The sequence below is a fragment of the Kitasatospora hibisci genome (genome assembly GCF_043950205.1).
Classification (GTDB): Bacteria; Actinomycetota; Actinomycetes; order Streptomycetales; family Streptomycetaceae; genus Kitasatospora; species Kitasatospora hibisci.
Genome location: NZ_CP171642.1, coordinates 6,309,202 through 6,329,251, shown reverse-complemented (window position 1 = coordinate 6,329,251; position 20,050 = coordinate 6,309,202). Strand labels below are relative to the sequence as shown.

Below are 20,050 nucleotides of genomic sequence, written 5' to 3'. Positions count from 1 at the left end.
GTGCGGGCAACCGATCCGCCCCGCACGACCGACCGACCCGTACCGACCTGTGCCGACCTGTACCGACCTGTGCAGAACGACCGGACACGACGTGACCCGACCGATCCGATCCGGTCCGACCGGCCCCGCCCGGCCCGACCGACCGGTGCCGCCGCCCACGGTGGCCGGACCGACCCGACCATGCCGACCGCACCCCGGCGCACCGGCAGCCGACGGCTGCCCCGCGACCGGCGCCGGCCGGCGCCCCGCAGTGGAGTGACCTTTCTTGGAGCGAACGATGAGTGCCACGGAGAACAGCGCTTCGGAGGAGGCCTCGACTGCCTCCGAAGCGACCGAGGCCGCCGGCGGCGGATCCGGCGGCGCTCTCTCCGGCGCCGAGAAGGCCGCTGCGGTGGCGGCCCTCGCCGAGCGGATCCGGACCATCGGACAGCAGGACGGCGGCCAGGCTCCGCGGACCCCGCGGAACCCGCAGCCGAGCGCCGAGGGCGGACGCCCGTCCGAGGCCGAGGCTCCGGACGCGCAGGCCGGCCGTCGGGCCCAGGGCGGCCAGGAGGCTCCGGCCGGGGACGCGGGCGCGTCGGCACCGGCTCCCGCCGCCCGGCGGCCGGCCCCGGTCCGGGCCGAGACCGACGAGCAGCGCGCGCTGGCGCTCAAGGACACCGCCGAGGTGCTGGCCGCCGGCGGCGCGCCCGCGGACCTCACGCCCGCCGCCGTGGCGGCGTTCGGCGACGGCGCCGCCGAGCAGCTGCGCGCGGACCCGTGGGCCGTGCTGGTCCTGCCCGGCGTCCGCCCCGAGCACGCGGACGGCTTCGCGCGTGGCCTGCTCGGGCCCGCCGCCGGGCCGGGCGATCAGCGCCGGGCCCGGGCGCTGGTGCCATGGCTCCTGGAGCAGTCCGCCCTGCGCGGCCACTCCGCCGTCGAGATCGGCGAAGTGACGGCCGGTCTCGACCGCCTCGGTCTGCCCGACGCCGGCGCAGCCCTGCAGGCCGCCGTGCTCGACGGCCGGGCGATGCCGTTCCAGGAGGAGCTCACCGGTCCCGAGGCCCACGCGGCGGGCGGCGACAAGGACGAACCGCAGACCCGTACCGTCCTCGCGCTGGAGCGGCTCGCCCTGGCGGAGGAGAGCCTGGCGGACGGCCTGGTCCGGCTGATGTCGACCTTCGTCCCCGGTGCGGACCCGGACGAGGGCGAGGACGCGGGCGAAGGCGGAGGCGGAGGCGAGGACGCGAGCGAGGACGCGGGCGAGTCCGAGACCACCGAGGCCGACGCGGACACCGGCACCACCGAGGCCGACGCCACCACCGACAGCGCCGAACCCACCGCGCCCACCGACCCCGGGCCCACCGCCTGGGAGGCGGCGGCCACCGCGGCGCCCTCCACCTCCGCCACCGCCCTGATCCGGGCCGCCGCCGAGCACGCCCTGATCACCCACACCGGCGGCGAGGCCGCCCGGGCCGAGCCGGCCGCGCTGGTCCGTGCCGCCGCCGGCCTCGGGCTCCGCGCCTGGGCCGCCACCTGGACCGATCAGGGCCGGGACAGCCTCGCCACGCTCGCCGACGGCCCGTTGCAGGTCGTCACCATCGCCGAGCTGCTGGCCGGCACGGCCGGCCCCGGCCGCTCCCCCGACGGCACGCTCGCGCTGGACCTGCTGGTCGTCCTGGACGCCCCGCTGCTGGACGTCGAGCTGGCCGCGACCCTGCTGGAATCACTTGCCGACGGCACCCGGCTGGTCCTCAGCGGCGACCCGGGCCAGCTCTGGTCCGCCGGCCCCGGCCGGTTCTTCGCCGACCTGCTGACCGCCAAGGCCTGCCCCGCGGTCGCCTCCCGGACCCCGGACTTCGGCCCGATCGGCGAGCTGGTCTCGGGCGTCGGCATCGGCGAGCTGCAGCCGGTCGAGGCACCGGACAAGGAGGTGGTCATCCTGACCGCCAGGGACGGCGCCGAGGCCGTCCACCGGGCGATCCAGCTGCTCACCGACTCGATCCCGCGCGCGCTCGGCATCCCCGCCGAGCAGGTGGTGCTGCTCACCGCCGGCCACGGCGGCGCCGCCGGCACCCGGGCGCTCAACGCCGCCGCCAAGGCCCGGCTCAACCCCGGCCCGGGCCGCTTCGGCGGCTTCGACCCGGGCGACCGGGTGGTGGACTCGCCGGCCCCGGGCACCGCCCGCCCGGCCCGCGTCCTCGACGGCGACGCCGACGGCCTGCACCTGGAGTACGCCGACGGCACCCGTCGCACCGTCCCGCCCGCCGAGGCGGCCCGGCTGCGACACGGCTGGGCGCTGACCGTCCACCAGGCGGTCGGCCGCCGCTGGCCGGGCGCCGTCGTCGTGGTGCCGGGCGACGCGGGCGCGGCGCTGACCCGGCAGTGGGTCTACACCGCGTTCGGCCGCGGCGAGCGCCACCTCTCGGTGGTCCACGCCGCCGGGCCGGCCCTCCTCCAGGCCGTCGCCGAGCGCCCGGCCCGGCCCCGCACCACCCGACTGCGCGCCATCCTGGCCGAGAACGCCGCGCAGGCCTACTGACGGCGCCCCACCCGACCCGGGCCCGACGGCGAGGCAGTCACCTGACCCGCCGTCGGGCCCGGGTCTAGGCTGCGGTCCGGGTGCCCGGGTCCCGGACCGCCCGACGTACGAAGCGACGACCGGCGAAGACCAGGCAACAGGACAGCGAAGACCAGGCAAGGGGAGAGCATGACCACTCTGGAGAACCGGCCCCGCACGGCCCTGCTCGTCATCGACGTGCAGAACGACGTCGTCGCGGCGGCGTACGAGCGCGACACCGTCGTCGCCAACATCGCCGCGCTGGTGGACCGGGCCCGGCAGGAGCAGGTGCCGATCGTTTGGGTCCGGCACTCCGACGACGAGCTGGTCCTCGGCAGCGACGGCTGGCAGATCGTCCCCGAGCTGGTGCCCGCGGCGGGCGAGGCGATCGTGGAGAAGCTCTTCCGCGACTCCTTCGAGGCCACCACGCTGGAGGCCGAGCTCGCGGGCCTCGGGGCCGGGCGCCTCGTCGTCTGCGGCGCGCAGACCGACTTCTGCGTCCGCTCGACCCTCCACGGCGCGCTCGCCCGTGGCTACGACGCGCTGCTGGTCAGCGACGCCCACACGACGGAGGACCTGACCGCATGGGGCGCACCGGCGCCGGCGGAGGTCGTCGCGCACACCAACATGTACTGGTCCACCCAGCGGGCGCCCGGCCGTAGCGCCGGGACGGCCGAGACCAAGAGCGTGGACTTCGCCGCGGCGCCCTGACCTCCGCCGCCGGGCGCCGGGGCCCAGGGCTCCCGGCGCCGCCGCGTGCGCCCCGCTCGCGGGGAGCGGAACGGCCGAAACCATGCGCCTGCAGAAGCGATTCGGCGGGCGGTGCGCACGCCGGGCGCACCGCCCGCCGGGCGCTTCTGAGGCTGCCGCGAACAGCGCGGGGCGGCGGCGGTACGGGTGTCCCGCCGCCGCCCCGGGCGGCGCTCAGTCGTCGAGGTCCTCGTCGTCGTAGACCTCGCTGACGTCGAACCGGCAGATCAGCAGCCGCGGATCGGCGTGCTCGAACGGCTCCGGCAGCCACTCCCCCGGCTCGCTCGGCTCGGCCGCCGCGACCCAGAGCGTCGAGTCAGCCTCCTCCAGGCCGAACTCCTCGCTCCGGGCGGCGATCTCGTCCGGCTCGTACTCGCCGAACAGCACGCCGATCGCCGCGTTCACACCGCCGGTCTCGCCGCCACCGGGGGTCAGCGAGTCGTCAAGCCGCTCGGCCTGGGCACGCAGCCGCTTCGGGTCCACCACGTGGTAGTCGCGACGGATCAGCACGCTGATCGCCTCGGGCTGCTCGGGGCCGTGGAACCCGCCCGGGCCCTCGTCTCCGGGCACCTCGAAGGGGGTGACCTCGTCGTAGGCCTCGTAGAGGAGTTGGTCGTACGCGATGGCCGCCGTCGCGAGCTGCTCGTAGGCGGCGAACACGGCGGGATCATCCGCCGTGCTGGGGCTTGACACCGCTTCCAGATGACGGTCGATGGCGGCCTTGACCGCCTCGGCGGCGGCGCGTACCTCGGCAATGGTGGGCTGCGCGGCATCAGACATGGTGCAGACGCTATCTCCCCGCGGTGTCGGTACGCACAGCGGTTGTCACCTACACCCGCGATTTCACCGCAACTTCCGCCCCGATGTCCGATCCGAGTGGTTCTGTGCCCGCGCACGCCCCGCGCACGGCCTCCTCGGCCCCCCTCGCCACCCCTTGGCACGCGCGACCCCCTCGCCGCCGCACGGTGGCACGGCCGGGTCGGCCGAGTGCCGCTTGGCGTACCGCGATCGGGGTATTCCGTCAGCAGAAGAGGCGGATCTGATGCCGCGTCATCACTCCGGTCGGGGTGCGGGTGGAACCGCGCCGCGGCCGGCGCGCGAGCCCGGCCGAAAATACCCGGGCCCGTTGTCGGAGGCAGGCCGTAGGCTTGCCTCCAGGTGTCCTTCAGGAGGAGCGTCTTGACCCCAGCGAAGCCGGTCCGGCAGCCGGAGTACGAGTACCAGTCGCTGCGCATGCCGCGCGGCACCTCACGCAACGCGGCACGCCAACTGCTCACCGACCATGCCGAGTACGGGCATTGGGAGCTGGACCGGCTGAGACTGCTCCCGGACGGCAGCCGGACGGTGCTGCTGCGCCGCCGGATCATCCGCCAGGTGCGGAGCTGGTGACGGCGTCGCCCGCACCTCCCGGGCCGCGCGCCGCAGGCGTCGCAGCCGGCCCGGGCACCTCGACGGCCGAGCAGCCGTTGGGCGCCCGCTGAACCCACACGCGCGCCCGCGGCCGTCGGATCCGGACGACGACCGCGGGCGCGCGGCGTTGGCCGCCGCCCGGGCCGGCTCCTCCGGCCGGCCCGGGCGGCCTCAGCGGCTCAGCGCACGCCGGCGCGGGCCCGCCGGTACAGGACACCGCCACCGACGAGCAGGGCGACGCCGGCGGCACCGAGCACCTCGGTGCCGCCCGCACCGGTCGAGGCCAGCTCGCTCCCGACGACCTCCGGCGCGGCGGCCGGCGGGCTCACGGTGTGGGCCGCGGCCGGGACGGCCTGGCTGCTCGGGCTGCCCGCGGGGACGACCGCCGGGGTGGCCGGCGCGGTGGACGGGCCACCCGTCCGCGGGTTGCCCGGCGTGGTCTCACCGCCGGGGGGCTGCGACGGCGGCGTGGTCGGGGTCGAGTGGGTGGGCGGCGGCGGGCTGGGCGTGCCGTTCTCCTCGGGGCAGTCGTCATCGGGCTTGCCGGGCGGGTTGGGGACCGGGGCGCCCTCGTTCGCGCAGGTGTTCCCGAAGGCCGGATTGCCGACGCCGACCACGTTCACCGAGTTGCCGCAGGCGTTCACCGGCACGTGGACCGGCGCCTGGACGCTGTTGCCGGAGGCCACACCAGGCGAACCGGCCGCCGTCCCGGAGGCGGAGGAACCGGAGGCGGCGCTCTCGCCGCCTCCGTGCCCGCCACCGGCCCGGCCGTCGACGTTGGCGCAGCGGTTGCCGTAGGCCGGGTTGAGCACCCCGACCACGTCGGCGGTGTTGCCGCAGGCGTTGATCGGCACCTCGACCGGCACCTGCACCGAGTTCCCGGAGGCCACACCCGGCGACCCGGCCGCCCCGCCCTGCGCCTCGGCACCCGCGTGGGCGTAGCCGGCGGTCGAGGCCAGGACACTGCCGGTGGCCACGACCGTGAGGAGCCCCTTCTTGGCTACATTCCTCATATATTCCCCTGACATATCGAGACGAGGTAAGACCTACCGAAAGTCGGAATTTCCGAATAACTGGTCCGGCCTTTGAGTGCACAGGCTTAACGAGGCGTCGGCGGCGCGGTTGAGCCGAACGAACCAGCTTCACCCGATCGAGCGATGCCGGCGACCGGTCCCGAACAGACAAGCGCCCCCGGTGCGGCGCGTCCGCCACCCGGGGGCCAGGAGAGTCGACCCGGCAGCCGGCCGGTCAGCCGGCCCGGAGCTCAACCCCGCGCTCGACGGCGCCCGGCGGGATTCCGCCGGCGCCCGTCGAGCGGCGCGTGTCGTACGCGGCTCAGAAGTTGGCGCAGTGATTGCCGAACGCCGGGTTCAGCAGGCCGATCACGCTGACGGTGTTGCCGCAGACGTTGACGGGGATGTGCACGGGGATCTGCACCTGGTTGCCCGCGACGACTCCCGGGGAGCCCGCGGCCACACCCTCGGCGGCGGCACCGCCGTGAGCGGACGCGACACCGGCGGCGGCCAGCACCAGACCACCGGTGACGGCGGTAACGGCGGCGATCTTCTTGACCTTCATCATTCCTCCTGTATGGACAACGCAACCCGTTCGGCGGGCTGCACAGGGATGAACGAGGGTGTGGCAAACGGGGTACGGAGCGGACTGCCCATTCACTCGCAGCGGTGATGCTGCGCACAGATGATCGAACCGGAGATTCAAGAAGAATCGTTTCTCCCGATCTTCGTTCCGCCGTCCCAAATCATTAGCTCGGACAATGCGGACGGCCCGCCCCCGGCACTCCGGGAGCGGGCCGCGGCAAGCGTCTCAGCAGGCGTCGATGAACCGGTCCAGCACCCGGACGCCGAACTCCAGCCCGGCCACCGGCACCCGCTCGTCCACGCCGTGGAACATCCCGGCGAAGTCCAGCTCCGGCGGGAGCTGCAGCGGCGCGAACCCGAAGCAGCGGATGCCGAGGTCCTGGAAGGACTTGGCGTCCGTTCCGCCGGAGAGGCAGTACGGCACCGCGCGCGCGATCGGGTCCTCGGCCCGCAGCGCGGTCTGCATCGCCTCGACCAGGGCGCCGTCGAAGCTGGTCTCGATCGCCTTGTCCGAGTGCACGCTCTCCCGCTTCACCCGCGGGCCGAGCACGCTGTCCAGCTCGGCCAGGAACTCCTCCTCGTAGCCGGGCAGGAAGCGCCCGTCCACGTGCGCGGTCGCCTGGCCGGGAATCACGTTGACCTTGTAGCCGGCGCCGAGCATGGTCGGCTGGGCGGTGTTGCGCAGCGTGGTGCCGATCATCTTGGCGATGCCGCCGAGGACGCGCAGGGTCTCGTCCATGTTCTCCGGGTCGAGCTCGACGCCGAGGGCGTCGGACAGCTCGTCCAGGAACGCCCGGACCGTCTTGGTGATCCGCAGCGGGAACTGGTGGCGCCCGAGCCGGGCGACCGCCTCGCACAGTTCGGTGATGGCGTTGTCGTCGTTCTCCATCGACCCGTGCCCGGCCCGGCCCTCGACCGTGAGCCGCATCCAGTGCATGCCCTTCTCGGCCGTCTCGATGAGGTAGAGCCGGGCCCGGTCGTTCACGGTGAAGGAGAAGCCGCCGACCTCGCCGATCGCCTCGGTCACCCCCTCGAACAGCCCGGGGTGCCTGTCCACCAGGAAGCGCGCGCCGTACGTCCCGCCGGCCTCCTCGTCCGCCAGGAAGGCGAGCACCAGGTCGCGCGGGGGCTTGCGCCCGGTGCGCAGCCGGTCGCGGACGACGGCCAGCGTCATCGCGTCCATGTCCTTCATGTCGACCGCGCCGCGCCCCCAGACGCAGCCGTCGGCGATCTCCCCGGCGAACGGGTCGTACGTCCAGTCCGCCGCGTTGGCCGGCACCACGTCGGTGTGCCCGTGGATCAGCAGACCCGGACGCGACCGGTCCTCGCCCTCGATCCGGACCACGGTCGAGGCACGCCCCTTGGCCGACTCGAAGATCTGCGGTTCGAGGCCGAACTCCGCGAGCTGCTCGGCCACGTACTCGGCGGCCTTCCGCTCCCCCGGACCGGAACCGTCGCCGTAGTTGCTGGTGTCGATCCGGATCAGATCGCGGCAGATCTCGACGACCTCCGACTCGGCCGTCGCCTTCGGCGCCGCAGCCCGCCCCGTCGTCGACTCGCTCCGCTCGCTCACGGTCACTCCTCGTCTCTGGCCCGCACCGACGCACCAGCGCGCCACCCCCGGGACCTGCACCCGGGCCGTACGAGCACGTCCGCCCATCCTCCCCCAGCCCCGTGGCCGGATCCACCCCGCGCATCCTGCGGAAGCCGGGGAAAGCCGCTGGTCACACCGGCCCCGCGGATCGCCCCCCGCCCCGGCCGCCGGCCCGGCTCCCCGCTCGGAGGCGTTTTGGGACCACAAGCCGATCTTTGCTACAGTTACATCTGTCAGCGCGGCCGACGAGGCCGAAGAGACAACACCCGGTCCGGGTGGCGGAATGGCAGACGCGCTAGCTTGAGGTGCTAGTGCCCTTTATCGGGCGTGGGGGTTCAAGTCCCCCCTCGGACACAGATGGAATCCCCTCGGGGCTCGTGAGAGCTCCGAGGGGATTCTTCGTTTTCGCGGCCGTGCCGGCTGCTCGGGGCGGGTCCCGTCAGGGGGAGGCGGTGGGGCGTCAGCGGGCTGCCCAGACCGGGCAGGTCGGGCGGTGGTGGCGGGTGCGGATGACGGTGCCGCCGAAGGCGCGGTGCTCGGTGGTGGTGGCGTCGCAGCAGCGGGGCGGCCGGGCGGCCGACTGCTGGGAGGGCAAGGGCGGCGCGGCGGCCGCGCGGGGGGCGGCCGCCTGGGCCGGGGTGGGCGGGCGGCGGCGCCGACGGCGGCGGGGGGCAGAGGTGGTCACGGGGCGAGGTTGCCCCGGCCGCGGCGGGTGAATCCGGGTGTCACCCGGACGGGGGACACCCGCGGCGGCCGTGCCCCGCGACCGCAGGGCCGGGGCGGGCCCTCAGAAGGTGATCGTCCGCCCCTCGGCGGCCGCCTGGCGGGCGGTGTACGCGACGCCGTGGACCTTGAGACCGCTGGGGTCGAGGAGGGTGATCGACCCGCCGTGGTTGCCGAGTTGGAAGCCGTTGCCGCCGTGCACGACGAGCGTGGCACCGGCCGCCAGCGGGCCGGCCGGCAGCGCGAGCCGGTGCTTGGCCCGGTCGGCGAGGTGCCAGCCGGTCAGGTCGACCGGGGCCGCCGAGGTGTTGAGCAGAGTGACGGTCTCGTCCTCGGGCGCCGGGCCGACCGGGTTGACCACGGCGGCGACGATGCGCAGCACGGCCTCCTGGCCGGTCGGGTCGGTCGGGCGGGGCGGAGTGCCGGGCAGTGCGTGGCCGGTGACGTCGTCGGTGTGCCACGCCTGGGACTGGAAGGCGAGGAAGACCGCGACCCAGCGGTCGTCGGCGGGCAGGTGGATCAGCAGGCCGCCGTCCTGGAAGACGCCGTCGTCGGAGCGGAAGCGGCCGCTGTTGCCCTGGTTCATGTGGATGTCGTGGACGCCGTTGCCGGGCAGGAAGCCGAAGACCTTGTCGGGGACGGTCGGCTCGGGACCGAAGCGCTGGCCGATCAGGTACACGGCGGCGGCGGGATCGGCGACGGCGCGCTGCACGTAGTGGTCGAGCAGGTCGGCCAGGTCGTTGTCGGCGCCGGGCAGGTCCGGGGGCAGGGTGCGCAGGGCGGCCGGGTCGAAGAGGTTGCCCCGGATGAAGTCCAGACTGGCCGTGCCCGGCTTCGAGTCGAGGTCGGTCCAGCCGCTGCCGGCGTCCGGGAGCTGCGCGGTGAGCGGGTGTCTGAAGTCGTCGACGACGACGTAGAGCAGGTCCGAGGGGGCCTGCTGCGACTGGACGTTGACCGCCGCCCGGTAGTCGGTGCCGTGCGCGTCACGCAGGTGGATCTGGTAGTGCGGGGTGTCGGTGGCGCCTTCGCGGCGGCGGTCGACGGCGGTGGCGGCGAGCACGCCGTAGTTCTTCAGGGGCATGGGTGAGGTCCTTCGGTCGGTCCGGTGGGCCCCGGTGGCCGGGAGCCCGTCCGTGGTGCGGGAAACCCCTCCGTTATGCCGTACCGGCGGGCAAGACCGCGCGGGAATCGACGGGTGTTCACCGTCCGTCCTCCGAACGGGTCTACCGGGCCGCAGGCGCTGACGGCGGGGCGACGGCCGCGTCCGTGCTCCGCCGTCGGGCGAGGGCGCGGACCAGCGCGCCGACCACGCTGGCGGTCACGGCCGCCACGATGAGCAGCGGCATCGCGTTCCGCGCGTCCTGGCCGATCAGCTCCGCCGCGAGGATGACGCTGGTGACCGGCAGCCGGGTGACCGCCGCCGCGGCGGCGGCGATGCCGGCGGCCAGCCCCGACGCCACCCCGAAGCCGGGCAGCGGGCCGCAGGCCACCCCCAGGGCGGCGCCGATCAGGGCGGCCGGGAAGATCGGACCGCCGCGCATGCTGCCCAGGGCGATGCCCCAGCCGGCCGCCTTGCAGAGCGTCAGCGCCAGCAGGGCGCCGATCGGCCAGGCCCCCGGGTCCGCGGCCAGGCTGCCTAGGGTGAGTTGCCCGGAGAGCGCGGCCTCCTCCGGGGAACGCCCGGTGAGCAGTGCGTACGCGGTGATGCACGCCCCGACGGCGACCGAGCAGACCACCGTCCGCACGGCGGTCTGACGGGTGGCCGGCCGGGACGCGGGCCCCTGCGGGTCCCCCGTGACGTAGGCCTTGACCCGTCGTCCGAGCAGCTGGCCGCAGACGCAGACCACGGTCACCGCGGCCGCGAACGGGAGGCCCCAGAGGAAGTCGCCGGAGTCGGGGACGCCCTCGGGCGGTACGGAGGGCAGCGAGAGCGCGCCGATCGACAGGCCGGTCCAGTGACCGAAGCCGGTGAACACCAGCGCGCCGATGCCGCTCGCCACCAGACTGGGCAGGATCAGCGCCATCAGCCGCGGGCCGCCGAGGCCGGCCGCCTCGATCATCATCACACCGGCGACCAGCGGGCTGCCGAAGATGGTCGAGATCGCCGCCGCCGAGCCGGCCGCGCCGAGCACCGGCGCCAGCCGGGGCCGCTCGGCTTGCCGGAAGGAGCGGACGGCGAGCAGGGCCAGGCCGCTGCCCATCGCCATCAGCGGGCCCTCGGGGCCGAGCACCGCACCGAGCGGCAGGCAGGCGAGGGCGGCCAGCACCACTCCCGGCAGCGCGACCGGCGGGGTGGGCGGGCCGCCGAGGCCGTCGACCGGGATGTGGCCGCCGTGCCCCGGCACCCGGGTGACGATCGGGGCGAGCAGCAGACCGGCGAGCAGCAGCGCGGGCAGCCCCCACCACCAGGGCGCGCGGTCGAAGCCTGCGGTCACCGGGAGGCTCTCCCAGACCCAGTGCTGGAGTTCGTGCTCCAGGCTGACGAAGGCGAAGGCGATCAGCGAGACCGGGATGCCGAGCGCGGCCGAGAGCAGCAGGAGGCGAAGGTACCCCTTCGCCAGCAGGACGTCCCGCACGGTGGGGCCGCCCGCCGGCACGGCCTGCTGGGGCATGCCCGCTCCTTCACGCTCGCCGGGGCAGGCAGCCCGGCCCCGTCCTGCGACCGAGTCTCACCCGGGGCACGCCGCCCCGCACGGCGGCCCGCGCCCTCCACCCGGTGCGGAGCGGACCGGGTTGCGCCGCACGGGTGAGCGGGCCCCGTGCACCCGGGTGACGGACGGGGCGTCAGCCCTGCGGGGGGTGCTGGGCGCCCTGCGTCGCCTCGGGCAGCCGGTGGGCGTCGCCCAGGGCGCTCTCGATGCCCTGCACCATCCGCCAGAGCGGGGCCCGCCGACTGGCGACCAGCACCACGACGTCGTCCGCCTCACCGGTCTCCGGCGCGGCCTCGGCGGGCCGGTCGCTCCAGGTTCCGGTGACGAAGGCCATCGCGGTGTCCACCTCGGCGACCCAGTCGCTCTCGCCGCCCGAGCGCAGCCAGGTTCGCAGCGCGTGGTTGTGCGCGGAGACCACCGCGGCGGCGATCACGTCGGCGCGCAGCGCGCCGTCCGGCCGGTCGGCGAACCGGCCGCGCAGGTAGTGCGCGAGCGTGTGCTCGTAGCGCCAGACCACCGACAGCTCGTAAGCGCGCAGGCCGGGCACCTTGCGGGTGAGGCGGTAGCGCTGCACCGAGAAGGACGGCTGCTCGGCGTACATCCGCAGGACGAGCCGGGCGGCACCGCAGGCGTGCCGCACCGGGTCCTCCTCGCCGCTGCCGGACTCCAGGAACTCCGTCATCTCGGCCAGGCTGCGCTCGTGGTCGGGGAAGACCACGTCCTCCTTCGCCGGGAAGTACCGGAAGAAGGAGCGCCGACCTACCCCGGCCAGGGAGACGATGTCGTCGACGGTGGTCTGTTCGAAGCCGCGTTCCAGGAAGAGCTCGAAGGCTGCGGCGACCAGCGCCTCACGCATCGCCGGCTTCGGCGGCCCGTCGTTCATGGGCTGGTCCTGCTCTTCCTTCTCGCTCATTCCCGGAACATAGCACCGGCCTCGAACAGCCGGACTGGCGTGCGGTACCGCCCTACGGCAGGTTGCGGGCCATGACGATGCGCTGGATCTGGTTGGTGCCCTCGTAGATCTGCGTGATCTTCGCGTCCCGCATCATCCGCTCCAGCGGGTAGTCCCGGGTGTACCCGTACCCACCCAGCAACTGCACCGCGTCCGTCGTGATCTCCATCGCCGCGTCCGACGCGAAGCACTTCGCCGCCGCCCCGAAGAACGTCAGGTCCCCGTCCGAACGCTGCGACTTCGCCGCCGCCGCGTACGTCAGCTGCCGCGCCGCCTCCAGCTTCATCGCCATGTCCGCCAGCATGAACTGAACCCCCTGGAAGTCCCCGATCGGCTTCCCGAACTGCTTGCGCTCCCGCACATAGCCCTTCGCGTAGTCCAGCGCCCCCTGCGCGATCCCCAGCGCCTGCGCCGCGATCGTCACCCGCGTGTGGTCCAGCGTCCGCATCGCCGTCGCGAACCCCGTCCCCTCCGCACCGATCATCCGGTCCGCCGGAATCCGCACATTGTCGAAGTACACCTCACGCGTCGGCGACCCCTTGATCCCCAGCTTCTTCTCCGGCGCCCCGAACGACACCCCCGCATCGCCCTTCTCCACCACGAACGCCGAGATCCCCCGCGACCGGGCCTGCGGATCCGTCACCGCCATCACCGTGTAGAACTCCGAGACCCCGGCGTTGGTGATCCAGCGCTTCACCCCGTTCAGCACCCAGAAGTCCCCGTCCCGCACCGCCCGGGTCTTCATCCCCGCCGCGTCCGAACCCGCCTCCGGCTCCGACAGGCAGTACGAGAACATCCCCTCACCCCGGGCCAACGCCCCCAGGTACTTCGCCTTCAACTCCTCCGACCCCGACAACTGCACCGGCAACGACCCCAGCTTGTTCACCGCCGGGATCAGCGACGACGAGGCGCACACCCGCGCCACCTCCTCGATCACGATCACCGTCGCCAGCGCGTCCGCCCCCGCACCACCGAACTCCTCCGGCACGTGCACCGCGTGCAGATCATTGCCCTGCAGCGCGTCCAACGCCTCCTGCGGGAACCGGCCCTGCTCGTCCACCTCCGCCGCGAACGGAGCGATCTTCGCCTCGGCCAGCGAACGCACCGCCTCACGGAGCATCTCGTGCTCCTCGGAGATCCGGAAGAGATCGAAGTCCTGGCTCATGATCGGCACTCCTGTTTCACGACGGTACTCAGTACCCTTCATTATGCATGGGTAGAGCAAAAAGGGAACTCAGTGCCTTCACATGACGGCACTGAGTTCCCTATCCTCTTTCTGCCGAAGCCGGTCCGAGCGCAGGGAGATGACACCGTGGTCCACTCAGCCATCGACGCCGCCACCGAGGGCACTCCGCTGTACTTCCAGCGCTGCGCCTGGTGCAGCAACCCGACCTTCCAGCGGCTGCTCTGCCCCACCTGCGGCTCCACCGACCTGCGCCTGGAGCGCAGCGAGGGCACCGGCGTGGTGCGCCGGTGCGCCGTGGAGCAGGCCCGCACGCCGCTGGCGCGGCAGAAGTCGCTGATCCGGATGGCCGAGGGGTTCGACGTCTGGTGCATCGTCAACGGGCTGCGCAGCACCGTTCCGGTGGGCACCAGGGTCCGGCTCACGCCCTCCGCCGACACCGACCAGCCCGAGCTGACGCTGCTGCCGCAGGACGAGCCGGAGCAGGTCCAGCCTTCCGAGCCCCGCCCGCTGCCGCCGAACCAGGGCGGCTTCACCCAGCACCTGGCGGCCTTCGCCGAGTAGGCCCCGGGCCGCGGGAACGCCGGAGGGCGTGGCACCGGGTACCCGGTGCCACGCCCTCCGGCGTTCGTCCCCGCGGGGACCGCGCGCGCGTGGGGATCAGGCCTTGCGGGCCTTCACCTCGGTGGTCAGCTGCGGCAGGACCTCGAAGAGGTCGCCGACCACCCCGTAGTCGGCCAGCTCGAAGATCGGGGCCTCGGGGTCCTTGTTGACGGCCACGATGGTCTTCGAGGTCTGCATGCCGGCCCGGTGCTGGATGGCGCCGGAGATGCCGTTTGCCACGTACAGCTGCGGGGAGACCTGCTTGCCGGTCTGGCCGACCTGGTTGGTGTGCGGGTACCAGCCGGCGTCAACGGCGGCACGCGAGGCACCGACGGCCGCGCCGAGCGCGTCCGCGAGTTCCTCGACCACGCCGAAGCCGGCCGCCTCGCCGACGCCGCGGCCGCCGGAGACCACGATGGCGGCCTCGGTCAGCTCGGGGCGGCCGGTGGAGACGCGCGGGGTGCGCGAGGTGACCTTGGCGGCGTTGCCGGTGAACGCGACGGTGACGTTCTCGACCGCGCCCGCCGCCGGGGCGGCCTCGGGGGCCACGGCGTTCGGCTTGACCGTGATCACCGGCACGCCGTTGCTGACGCGCGAGTCGACGGTGTAGGAGGCGGCGAACACCGACTGGGTGGCGACCGGGCCCTGGTCGCCAGCGCGGACGTCGACGGCGTCGGTGATGATGCCGGAGCCGAGGCGCAGGGCGACGCGGGCGGCGACCTCCTTGCCCTCGCCGGAGGAGGTGACCAGCACCGCGGCCGCCTCGGCGGCCTTCGCGATCTGGGCCAGCGCGTCGACCTTGGGGACGACCAGCTGGTCGGCGAACTCGGCGCCGTCGGCGACGTACACCTTCGCGGCGCCGAACTCGGCGGCCTTGGCGGCGATGTCCGCGGCGGCCGCACCGGCGCCCAGGACGACGGCCGACGGCTCGCCGATCCGGCGGGCCAGGGTCAGCAGCTCCAGGGCCGGCTTGCGGACCGCGCCGTCGGCGTGGTCCACCAGGACAGAATCTCAGCCATTGCTCAATGTCTCCGTACTTCGCTGTGGGCTGGGGGTGGGGGGCTCGGGGCGAGCGGCTCAGATGAACTTCTGGTCGGCGAGGAACGCGGCGAGCTGCCTGCCGCCCTCGCCCTCGTCCTTGACGACCGTGCCCGCGGTGCGCGCCGGACGCGCCGCCACCGACTCCACCGCCGTCCACGCACCCGCCAGACCGACCTCGTCCGCCTCGATGCCCAGGTCGTCCAGGTCCAGGGACTGCACCGGCTTCTTCTTCGCCGCCATGATCCCCTTGAACGACGGGTAACGGGCCTCGCCCGACTGGTCCGTCACCGAGACCACCGCCGGCAGCGCCGCCTCCACCAGCTCCGTCGCCGCGTCACCGTCGCGACGGCCCCTGACCACACCGCCCTCGACCGACACCTCCGACAGCAGCGTCACCTGCGGCACGCCCAGCCGCTCCGCCAGCAGCGCCGGCAGCACACCCATCGACCCGTCCGTCGACGCCATACCACCGACCACCAGGTCGAACCCGGTCTTCTCCAGCGCCTTCGCCACGATCGCCGACGTCCCGATCACGTCCGTGCCGTGGATGTCGTCGTCGTTCACGTGCACGGCCTTGTCCGCACCCATCGACAGCGCCTTGCGCAGCGCGTCCTTCGCGTCGTCCGGCCCGACCGTCAGCACCGTCACCTCGGCGTCGCCGTGCGCCTCCGCGATCCGCAGCGCCTGCTCCACGCCGTACTCGTCCAGCTCCGACAGAAGGCCGTCCACGCCCTCCCGGTCGGTGGTGTGGTCGTCCGCGAACCGACGGTCACCCGTCGCGTCCGGCACGTACTTCACACAGACAACGATCCTCAAGCTCATGAGCGGTTCTCCTGATACGGGTGCGCTGGTCCATGGGCCTCGGGTCATGCCGAGGGTACTGAGTGCCAAACCCGGTCCGGTCGCTGCCCGCGCGCCCGGGGCGCCACCTGGACCGGCATGCCGTGTCGGCGCTCTTCGACTGGCGTCAGAGGCCTACCGGAGACAATACGGCACTCAGTACCCCGCGTAAAGGAACTCAGTACCCTTCGGTCGTTCGCTCACCGATCACCGAGCGCGACGGCGGCCTCGGCGGTGCAGAGGCGGAAGGTCAGCGACTCCTGGAGGTACAGGGAGACCGACTCGGCGTCGTGCGAGAGGTAGCCGACCGAGACGTCCTGGCCGAGGAGGAGCTCGAAGTCGCCGCCCCGGGCGGAGAGCAGGTAGGCGCCCTCGATCGCCGGGGCCCAGATGATCTCGCCGTCGAGTAGGCGGGCGATGTGGGCGGCGACGGGATAGCCGTGGTCACTGGTCTCGCTGACCGCGGTGAAGGTGTCGGCACCCAGCAGCAGCGAGTACGGGCCGCCGACGCCGGCCAGGCGCAGCGCGGTGAGGGCCTGGCTGACCGCGGTCGGGTAGGCGCGGACGTCGTCGGGCAGCGGGATCGGCGGGTTGCTCGCGCCGGCCCGGATGCCCTCGATGGCGGCGGCCGGGTAGCCCTCGAAGATCGCGCGGTCCTCGGCGAGGGCGAGCGTCCGCGCGGCGTCCTTCACCGGCTGCCAGTCGGAGTCCCGGGAGCCTCGCTCCACGTCGTCGACGGCCGCGCGGCTCACGGTGAACGGCACCCGTAGCTCGACCACCGGCCGGGCGTCGCGGGCGTGCGCGAGGACGCCCGCGGCGGGCGGGTCGATCCGGGTCAGGTGGCCGGTGCCGACGGCGGCGAGGGCGGCGCCCTCGGGGCCGCTCAGGTCGACCACCCGACGGCCCGCGACGTGGAGGGTGAAGGTCTGCCGGGCCTCGTCCTCGATCGCCGCCCAGGCGGCGGCGGACACGGGGGCGAGGTCGCGGTGGAGGTTGTTCATCGTGCGGGGGTCCTCTTCAGACTGCCGACGCCGAGCGAGCCGTCGGGGGCGGTGGCGGGGATCTCGACGGGAGCGCCCGTCGGCGCGGCCGCGGCGGGCGGTGCCGGCGGAGGGTCGGCCAGGAAGTCGGCGGTCGGCACGTGGAAGAGCGAGCCGGTGACGGCCGTGGAGAAGTCGAGCAACCGGTCGTGCCGGCCCGGCGGGCGGCCGAGGAACATGTTGCGCAGCATCTCCTCGGTCACCGCGGGGGTGGCGGCGTAGCCGATGAAGTACGTCCCGAACTCGCCTCCCCCGGCGAAGGAGCCGAACGGCATGTTGAAGCGCATGATCTGCAGCTCCTCGCCGTCCGGGCCGGTCACGCCGGTGAGCGCGACGTGCGAGTCCGGCGGCTTCACCGCGTCGGGCAGCTCCACGTCGGTCAGCTTGGTGCGGCCGACGGCCAGCTCCTGCTGCTCCACCGTGAGGGCGTTCCAGGCGTCCAGGTCGTGCAGGTACTTCTGCACGATGACGTAGCTGCCGCCGGCGAAGGCCGGATCCTCCGCGCCCACGGTCACGGCGGCCGCGGCCGCCGGGCCCTCGGGGTTCTCGGTGCCGTCGACGAAGCCGAGCAGGTCGCGGTTGTCGAAGTAGCGGAAGCCCTCGGCCGAGTCCACCACGGTGGCGGCGCCGGCCAGCCGCCCGGTGAGCAGGCCGGCCAGTTCGAAGCAGAGGTCCATCCGGGCGGCCCGGAGGTGGATCAGCAGGTCGCCGGGGGTGGCGGGGGCCCGGTGGCGGGGGCCGACCAGCTCGCGGAAGGGGTGCAGCCCGGCGGGCCTGGGGCCGGCGAAGAGCCGGTCCCAGGCGTCCGAGCCGATCCCGGCGACGCAGGCCAGTCCGCCGTCCGGGGCCCGGAAGCCGACCGAGCGGCGCAGGCCGGCCAGGTCGGGGAGCAGGTCGCGGACCGCCTGTTCGCCGCCGGGGTCGATGGTCAGCACCAGGAAGACGGCGGCGCCGGTGAGCGGGGTGAGGACGTCCTGCGGCTGCGGGGGCGGTGCGGGCGCGGACCCGGCGGGCGCGGCGGGCGGTGGGGCGAGCTCGGGCGGCAGGGGGGACGCGGACGGCAGGACGGGCTCGGACTCCACCTCAGGACTCCCGGAGGACAGGGCGCAGCGAAGCAGCGGAGATCTGATCATCCGTACGATTACACCGCAGAGCGGACATCCGGGCGCGCCGAGCGGCCGCGGGTCGCCCCCCCCCCCCCGGACGGACCGGACGCCCCGGACGGAGTGCGGTCCGTCCGGGGCGTCCGGGTGGTGGGCGTCCGGGCGGCGGGTCCCCCGACCCGTTCCGCCCGCAGGCTCTCAGGCCCGCAGGGCCGCCAGCTGCTCGGCGAACGGCACCACGGCCTCCGGCCGCTCCGCGGCGGCCGGGCCGCGCCCGGCCAGCAGCGCCGCCAGCTCCTCCGCCGCCCGGTCGATCCGGCCGGCCAGTCCGCCGGTGTGCCGGTCCCCCGTCGCGCCGAAGTCGTCGGTGGCCGCGTAGACCGCGGTGGGGACGACGACCGACCGCAGGTAGGCGAAGAGCGGCCGGACGGCGTGCTCCAGGGCGAGCGAGTGCCGGGGGGTGCCTCCGGTGGCGGCGATCAGCACCGGTTTGCCCGCGAGCGCGTCGTGGTCGATCACGTCGAAGAAGGACTTGAACAGGCCGCTGTACGAGGCGGTGAAGATCGGTGTCACGGCGATCACGCCGTCCGCGTGCGTCACCGCCTCGACCGCCCTGCGCAGCGCCGCGCCGGGGAACCCGGTCACGAGGTTGTGCGCGATGTCGGTGGCGAGGTCGCGCAGCTCGATCACCGTCACCTCGGCGGCGCCGCCGAGCCGGCGCACCGTCGCGCCGGCGAGCCGGTCCGCCAGCAGACGGGTCGACGACGGCTTGCCGAGCCCGGCGCTGACCACGACCAGCTTGAACCCGCTCATTCGGACACCTCCACGAGCTCCTGGCCCTCGGCCGCGGCCACCCGTGCCGCGTGCGTCGGCCCGTCCGGGACGTCGGCCGGCCGCCCCTTGGCGAACTCCTCGCGCAGCACCGGCACGACCTCCTCGCCGAGCAGGTCCAGCTGCTCCAGCACCGTCTTCAGCGGCAGGCCGGCGTGGTCCATCAGGAACAGCTGGCGCTGGTAGTCGCCGAAGGACTCGCGGAAGGTCAGCGTCTTCTCGACGACCTCCTGCGGGCTGCCGACGGTGAGCGGCGTCTGCTCGGTGAACTCCTCCAACGACGGCCCGTGCCCGTAGACCGGCGCGTTGTCGAAGTACGGCCGGAACTCGCGCACCGCGTCCTGCGAGTTCTTCCGCATGAACACCTGCCCGCCGAGGCCGACATACGCCTGCTCGGGCGTGCCGTGACCGTAGTGGGCGTAGCGCGCGCGGTAGAGCTCGATCAGCTTCTGGAAGTGCTCCTTGGGCCAGAAGATGTTGTTCGCGAAGAAGCCGTCACCGTAGTAGGCGGCCTGCTCGGCGATCTCCGGGCTGCGGATCGAACCGTGCCAGACGAACGGCGGGACGCCGTCCAGCGGACGCGGGGTGGAGGTGAAGGACTGCAGCGGGGTCCGGAAGCGGCCCGACCAGTCCACGACCTCCTCGCGCCACAGCTGGTGCAGCAGCGCGTAGTTCTCCACCGCGAGCGGGATGCCCTGGCGGATGTCCTTGCCGAACCACGGGTAGACCGGGCCGGTGTTGCCGCGGCCCATCATGACGTCCACCCGGCCCTCGGCGAGGTGCTGGAGCATCGCGAAGTCCTCGGCGATCTTCACCGGGTCGTTGGTGGTGATCAGCGTGGTCGAGGTGGAGAGGATGATGCGCTCGGTCCGCGCGGCGATGTAGCCGAGCATGGTCGTCGGCGAGGACGGCACGAACGGCGGGTTGTGGTGCTCGCCGGTCGCGAAGACGTCCAGGCCGACCTCCTCGGCCTTGCGCGCGATGGCCACCATCGCCTTGATCCGCTCGTGCTCGGTCGGGGTGCGGCCGGTGGTGGGGTCGGGGGTCACGTCGCCGACGGTGAAGATTCCGAACTGCATGCTGCTCACCACACTCCTGGTGAATCCCGGGATCAGGATCCGATCGTCAAAGTTTCAACCACATTAGCACCGGGTGGTCCGGGGCTATTCCGGGAGCGTGCACAGCCGCTGTC

19 protein-coding genes and 1 tRNA gene are annotated in these 20,050 nt (G+C 73.8%); 5 read left to right on the top strand and 15 right to left on the bottom strand.

The annotated features are described in order from the left end of the window. Positions 1 to 277 precede the first annotated feature (277 nt). Together ACF9IK_RS27765 and ACF9IK_RS27760 are read left to right on the top strand one after the other, a co-directional pair. A complete protein-coding gene (locus ACF9IK_RS27765; protein WP_395296821.1) occupies positions 278 to 2,521 on the top strand; it encodes an ATP-binding domain-containing protein in 2,244 nt (747 codons plus the stop codon). Between the two features lie 168 nt (positions 2,522 to 2,689). Next, positions 2,690 to 3,250 carry a cysteine hydrolase family protein gene (locus ACF9IK_RS27760; protein WP_395296820.1) on the top strand — a complete coding sequence of 187 codons (561 nt, stop codon included), beginning with the start codon at positions 2,690 to 2,692 and terminating at the stop codon, positions 3,248 to 3,250. Positions 3,251 to 3,463: 213 nt separating this feature from the next. Here ACF9IK_RS27760 and ACF9IK_RS27755 read toward each other — a convergent pair whose 3' ends face one another. Beyond that, complete coding sequence (locus ACF9IK_RS27755; protein WP_313763062.1) at positions 3,464 to 4,069, bottom strand: hypothetical protein; 606 nt, start codon at positions 4,067 to 4,069, stop codon at positions 3,464 to 3,466. 399 nt (positions 4,070 to 4,468) lie between these two features. On the opposite strand from ACF9IK_RS27755, the gene ACF9IK_RS27750 reads away from it, so the two are divergent. Further along, positions 4,469 to 4,678: a DUF5703 family protein gene (locus ACF9IK_RS27750; RefSeq protein WP_395296819.1), complete on the top strand. Its 210-nt coding sequence runs from the start codon at positions 4,469 to 4,471 to the stop codon at positions 4,676 to 4,678. Between the two features lie 200 nt (positions 4,679 to 4,878). Here ACF9IK_RS27750 and ACF9IK_RS27745 read toward each other — a convergent pair whose 3' ends face one another. From ACF9IK_RS27745 to ACF9IK_RS27735, 3 genes are all read right to left on the bottom strand, one after another. After that, entirely contained in the window at positions 4,879 to 5,712 is an 834-nt protein-coding gene (locus ACF9IK_RS27745) for a chaplin family protein (protein ID WP_395296818.1), read from the bottom strand. A gap of 322 nt (positions 5,713 to 6,034) precedes the next feature. Then, positions 6,035 to 6,280: a chaplin gene (locus tag ACF9IK_RS27740; RefSeq protein WP_395296817.1), complete on the bottom strand. Its 246-nt coding sequence runs from the start codon at positions 6,278 to 6,280 to the stop codon at positions 6,035 to 6,037. A 243-nt stretch (positions 6,281 to 6,523) separates the two neighbouring features. After that, positions 6,524 to 7,870, bottom strand: coding sequence for a M20/M25/M40 family metallo-hydrolase (locus ACF9IK_RS27735; protein WP_395296816.1), 1,347 nt, complete (start codon positions 7,868 to 7,870; stop codon positions 6,524 to 6,526). A gap of 290 nt (positions 7,871 to 8,160) precedes the next feature. Here ACF9IK_RS27735 and ACF9IK_RS27730 point away from each other — a divergent pair. Continuing rightward, positions 8,161 to 8,245: transfer RNA gene (locus ACF9IK_RS27730), tRNA-Leu, on the top strand. Positions 8,246 to 8,351: 106 nt separating this feature from the next. Here ACF9IK_RS27730 and ACF9IK_RS27725 read toward each other — a convergent pair. The 5 genes from ACF9IK_RS27725 to ACF9IK_RS27705 all read right to left on the bottom strand — a co-directional run bounded on the left by ACF9IK_RS27725 (position 8,352) and on the right by ACF9IK_RS27705 (position 13,382). After that, positions 8,352 to 8,576, bottom strand: a complete 225-nt coding sequence (locus tag ACF9IK_RS27725; RefSeq protein WP_395296815.1) for a hypothetical protein — start codon at positions 8,574 to 8,576, stop codon at positions 8,352 to 8,354. Positions 8,577 to 8,678: 102 nt separating this feature from the next. Beyond that, positions 8,679 to 9,695 (bottom strand): DUF2278 family protein, encoded by a 1,017-nt coding sequence (locus ACF9IK_RS27720; protein WP_395296814.1) that lies wholly within the window; start codon positions 9,693 to 9,695, stop codon positions 8,679 to 8,681. A gap of 142 nt (positions 9,696 to 9,837) precedes the next feature. After that, positions 9,838 to 11,226, bottom strand: coding sequence for a chloride channel protein (locus ACF9IK_RS27715; protein WP_395296813.1), 1,389 nt, complete (start codon positions 11,224 to 11,226; stop codon positions 9,838 to 9,840). Between the two features lie 172 nt (positions 11,227 to 11,398). Continuing rightward, complete coding sequence (locus ACF9IK_RS27710; protein ID WP_395296812.1) at positions 11,399 to 12,178, bottom strand: TetR family transcriptional regulator; 780 nt, start codon at positions 12,176 to 12,178, stop codon at positions 11,399 to 11,401. Positions 12,179 to 12,230: 52 nt separating this feature from the next. Next, positions 12,231 to 13,382 carry an acyl-CoA dehydrogenase family protein gene (locus tag ACF9IK_RS27705; RefSeq protein WP_395296811.1) on the bottom strand — a complete coding sequence of 384 codons (1,152 nt, stop codon included), beginning with the start codon at positions 13,380 to 13,382 and terminating at the stop codon, positions 12,231 to 12,233. Positions 13,383 to 13,529: 147 nt separating this feature from the next. Here ACF9IK_RS27705 and ACF9IK_RS27700 point away from each other — a divergent pair, with 147 nt between their 5' ends. Then, complete coding sequence (locus ACF9IK_RS27700; protein ID WP_395296810.1) at positions 13,530 to 13,964, top strand: hypothetical protein; 435 nt, start codon at positions 13,530 to 13,532, stop codon at positions 13,962 to 13,964. Positions 13,965 to 14,060: 96 nt separating this feature from the next. Here ACF9IK_RS27700 and ACF9IK_RS27695 read toward each other — a convergent pair whose 3' ends face one another. The 6 genes from ACF9IK_RS27695 to ACF9IK_RS27670 all read right to left on the bottom strand — a co-directional run bounded on the left by ACF9IK_RS27695 (position 14,061) and on the right by ACF9IK_RS27670 (position 19,937). Next, on the bottom strand, positions 14,061 to 15,005 hold the full coding sequence (locus tag ACF9IK_RS27695) for an electron transfer flavoprotein subunit alpha/FixB family protein (protein ID WP_395298702.1): 945 nt from the start codon (positions 15,003 to 15,005) through the stop codon (positions 14,061 to 14,063). 75 nt (positions 15,006 to 15,080) lie between these two features. Beyond that, positions 15,081 to 15,866 (bottom strand): electron transfer flavoprotein subunit beta/FixA family protein, encoded by a 786-nt coding sequence (locus ACF9IK_RS27690; RefSeq protein WP_395293296.1) that lies wholly within the window; start codon positions 15,864 to 15,866, stop codon positions 15,081 to 15,083. Positions 15,867 to 16,084: 218 nt separating this feature from the next. Further along, positions 16,085 to 16,885: a family 1 encapsulin nanocompartment shell protein gene (locus ACF9IK_RS27685; RefSeq protein ID WP_395296809.1), complete on the bottom strand. Its 801-nt coding sequence runs from the start codon at positions 16,883 to 16,885 to the stop codon at positions 16,085 to 16,087. Then, positions 16,882 to 17,970 carry a Dyp-type peroxidase gene (locus tag ACF9IK_RS27680; protein ID WP_395298701.1) on the bottom strand — a complete coding sequence of 363 codons (1,089 nt, stop codon included), beginning with the start codon at positions 17,968 to 17,970 and terminating at the stop codon, positions 16,882 to 16,884. The genes ACF9IK_RS27685 and ACF9IK_RS27680 overlap by 4 nt, the downstream gene beginning before the upstream one ends. A 255-nt stretch (positions 17,971 to 18,225) precedes the next feature. Further along, entirely contained in the window at positions 18,226 to 18,840 is a 615-nt protein-coding gene (locus ACF9IK_RS27675) for an FMN reductase (protein WP_395296808.1), read from the bottom strand. After that, complete coding sequence (locus ACF9IK_RS27670; RefSeq protein WP_395296807.1) at positions 18,837 to 19,937, bottom strand: LLM class flavin-dependent oxidoreductase; 1,101 nt, start codon at positions 19,935 to 19,937, stop codon at positions 18,837 to 18,839. The genes ACF9IK_RS27675 and ACF9IK_RS27670 overlap by 4 nt, the downstream gene beginning before the upstream one ends. Positions 19,938 to 20,050 lie beyond the last annotated feature (113 nt).

Excerpts from the sequence above, each read along its gene's own strand:
- ACF9IK_RS27765 (WP_395296821.1), top strand. The coding sequence starts at position 278 with ATGAGTGCCACGGAGAACAGCGCTTCGGAGGAGGCCTCGACTGCCTCC.
- ACF9IK_RS27760 (WP_395296820.1), top strand. The coding sequence starts at position 2,690 with ATGACCACTCTGGAGAACCGGCCCCGCACGGCCCTGCTCGTCATCGAC.
- ACF9IK_RS27755 (WP_313763062.1), bottom strand. The coding sequence starts at position 4,069 with ATGTCTGATGCCGCGCAGCCCACCATTGCCGAGGTACGCGCCGCCGCC.
- ACF9IK_RS27745 (WP_395296818.1), bottom strand. The coding sequence starts at position 5,712 with ATGAGGAATGTAGCCAAGAAGGGGCTCCTCACGGTCGTGGCCACCGGC.
- ACF9IK_RS27740 (WP_395296817.1), bottom strand. The coding sequence starts at position 6,280 with ATGATGAAGGTCAAGAAGATCGCCGCCGTTACCGCCGTCACCGGTGGT.
- ACF9IK_RS27720 (WP_395296814.1), bottom strand. The coding sequence starts at position 9,695 with ATGCCCCTGAAGAACTACGGCGTGCTCGCCGCCACCGCCGTCGACCGC.
- ACF9IK_RS27715 (WP_395296813.1), bottom strand. The coding sequence starts at position 11,226 with ATGCCCCAGCAGGCCGTGCCGGCGGGCGGCCCCACCGTGCGGGACGTC.
- ACF9IK_RS27710 (WP_395296812.1), bottom strand. The coding sequence starts at position 12,178 with ATGAGCGAGAAGGAAGAGCAGGACCAGCCCATGAACGACGGGCCGCCG.
- ACF9IK_RS27705 (WP_395296811.1), bottom strand. The coding sequence starts at position 13,382 with ATGAGCCAGGACTTCGATCTCTTCCGGATCTCCGAGGAGCACGAGATG.
- ACF9IK_RS27690 (WP_395293296.1), bottom strand. The coding sequence starts at position 15,866 with ATGAGCTTGAGGATCGTTGTCTGTGTGAAGTACGTGCCGGACGCGACG.
- ACF9IK_RS27685 (WP_395296809.1), bottom strand. The coding sequence starts at position 16,885 with ATGAACAACCTCCACCGCGACCTCGCCCCCGTGTCCGCCGCCGCCTGG.
- ACF9IK_RS27675 (WP_395296808.1), bottom strand. The coding sequence starts at position 18,840 with ATGAGCGGGTTCAAGCTGGTCGTGGTCAGCGCCGGGCTCGGCAAGCCG.
- ACF9IK_RS27670 (WP_395296807.1), bottom strand. The coding sequence starts at position 19,937 with ATGCAGTTCGGAATCTTCACCGTCGGCGACGTGACCCCCGACCCCACC.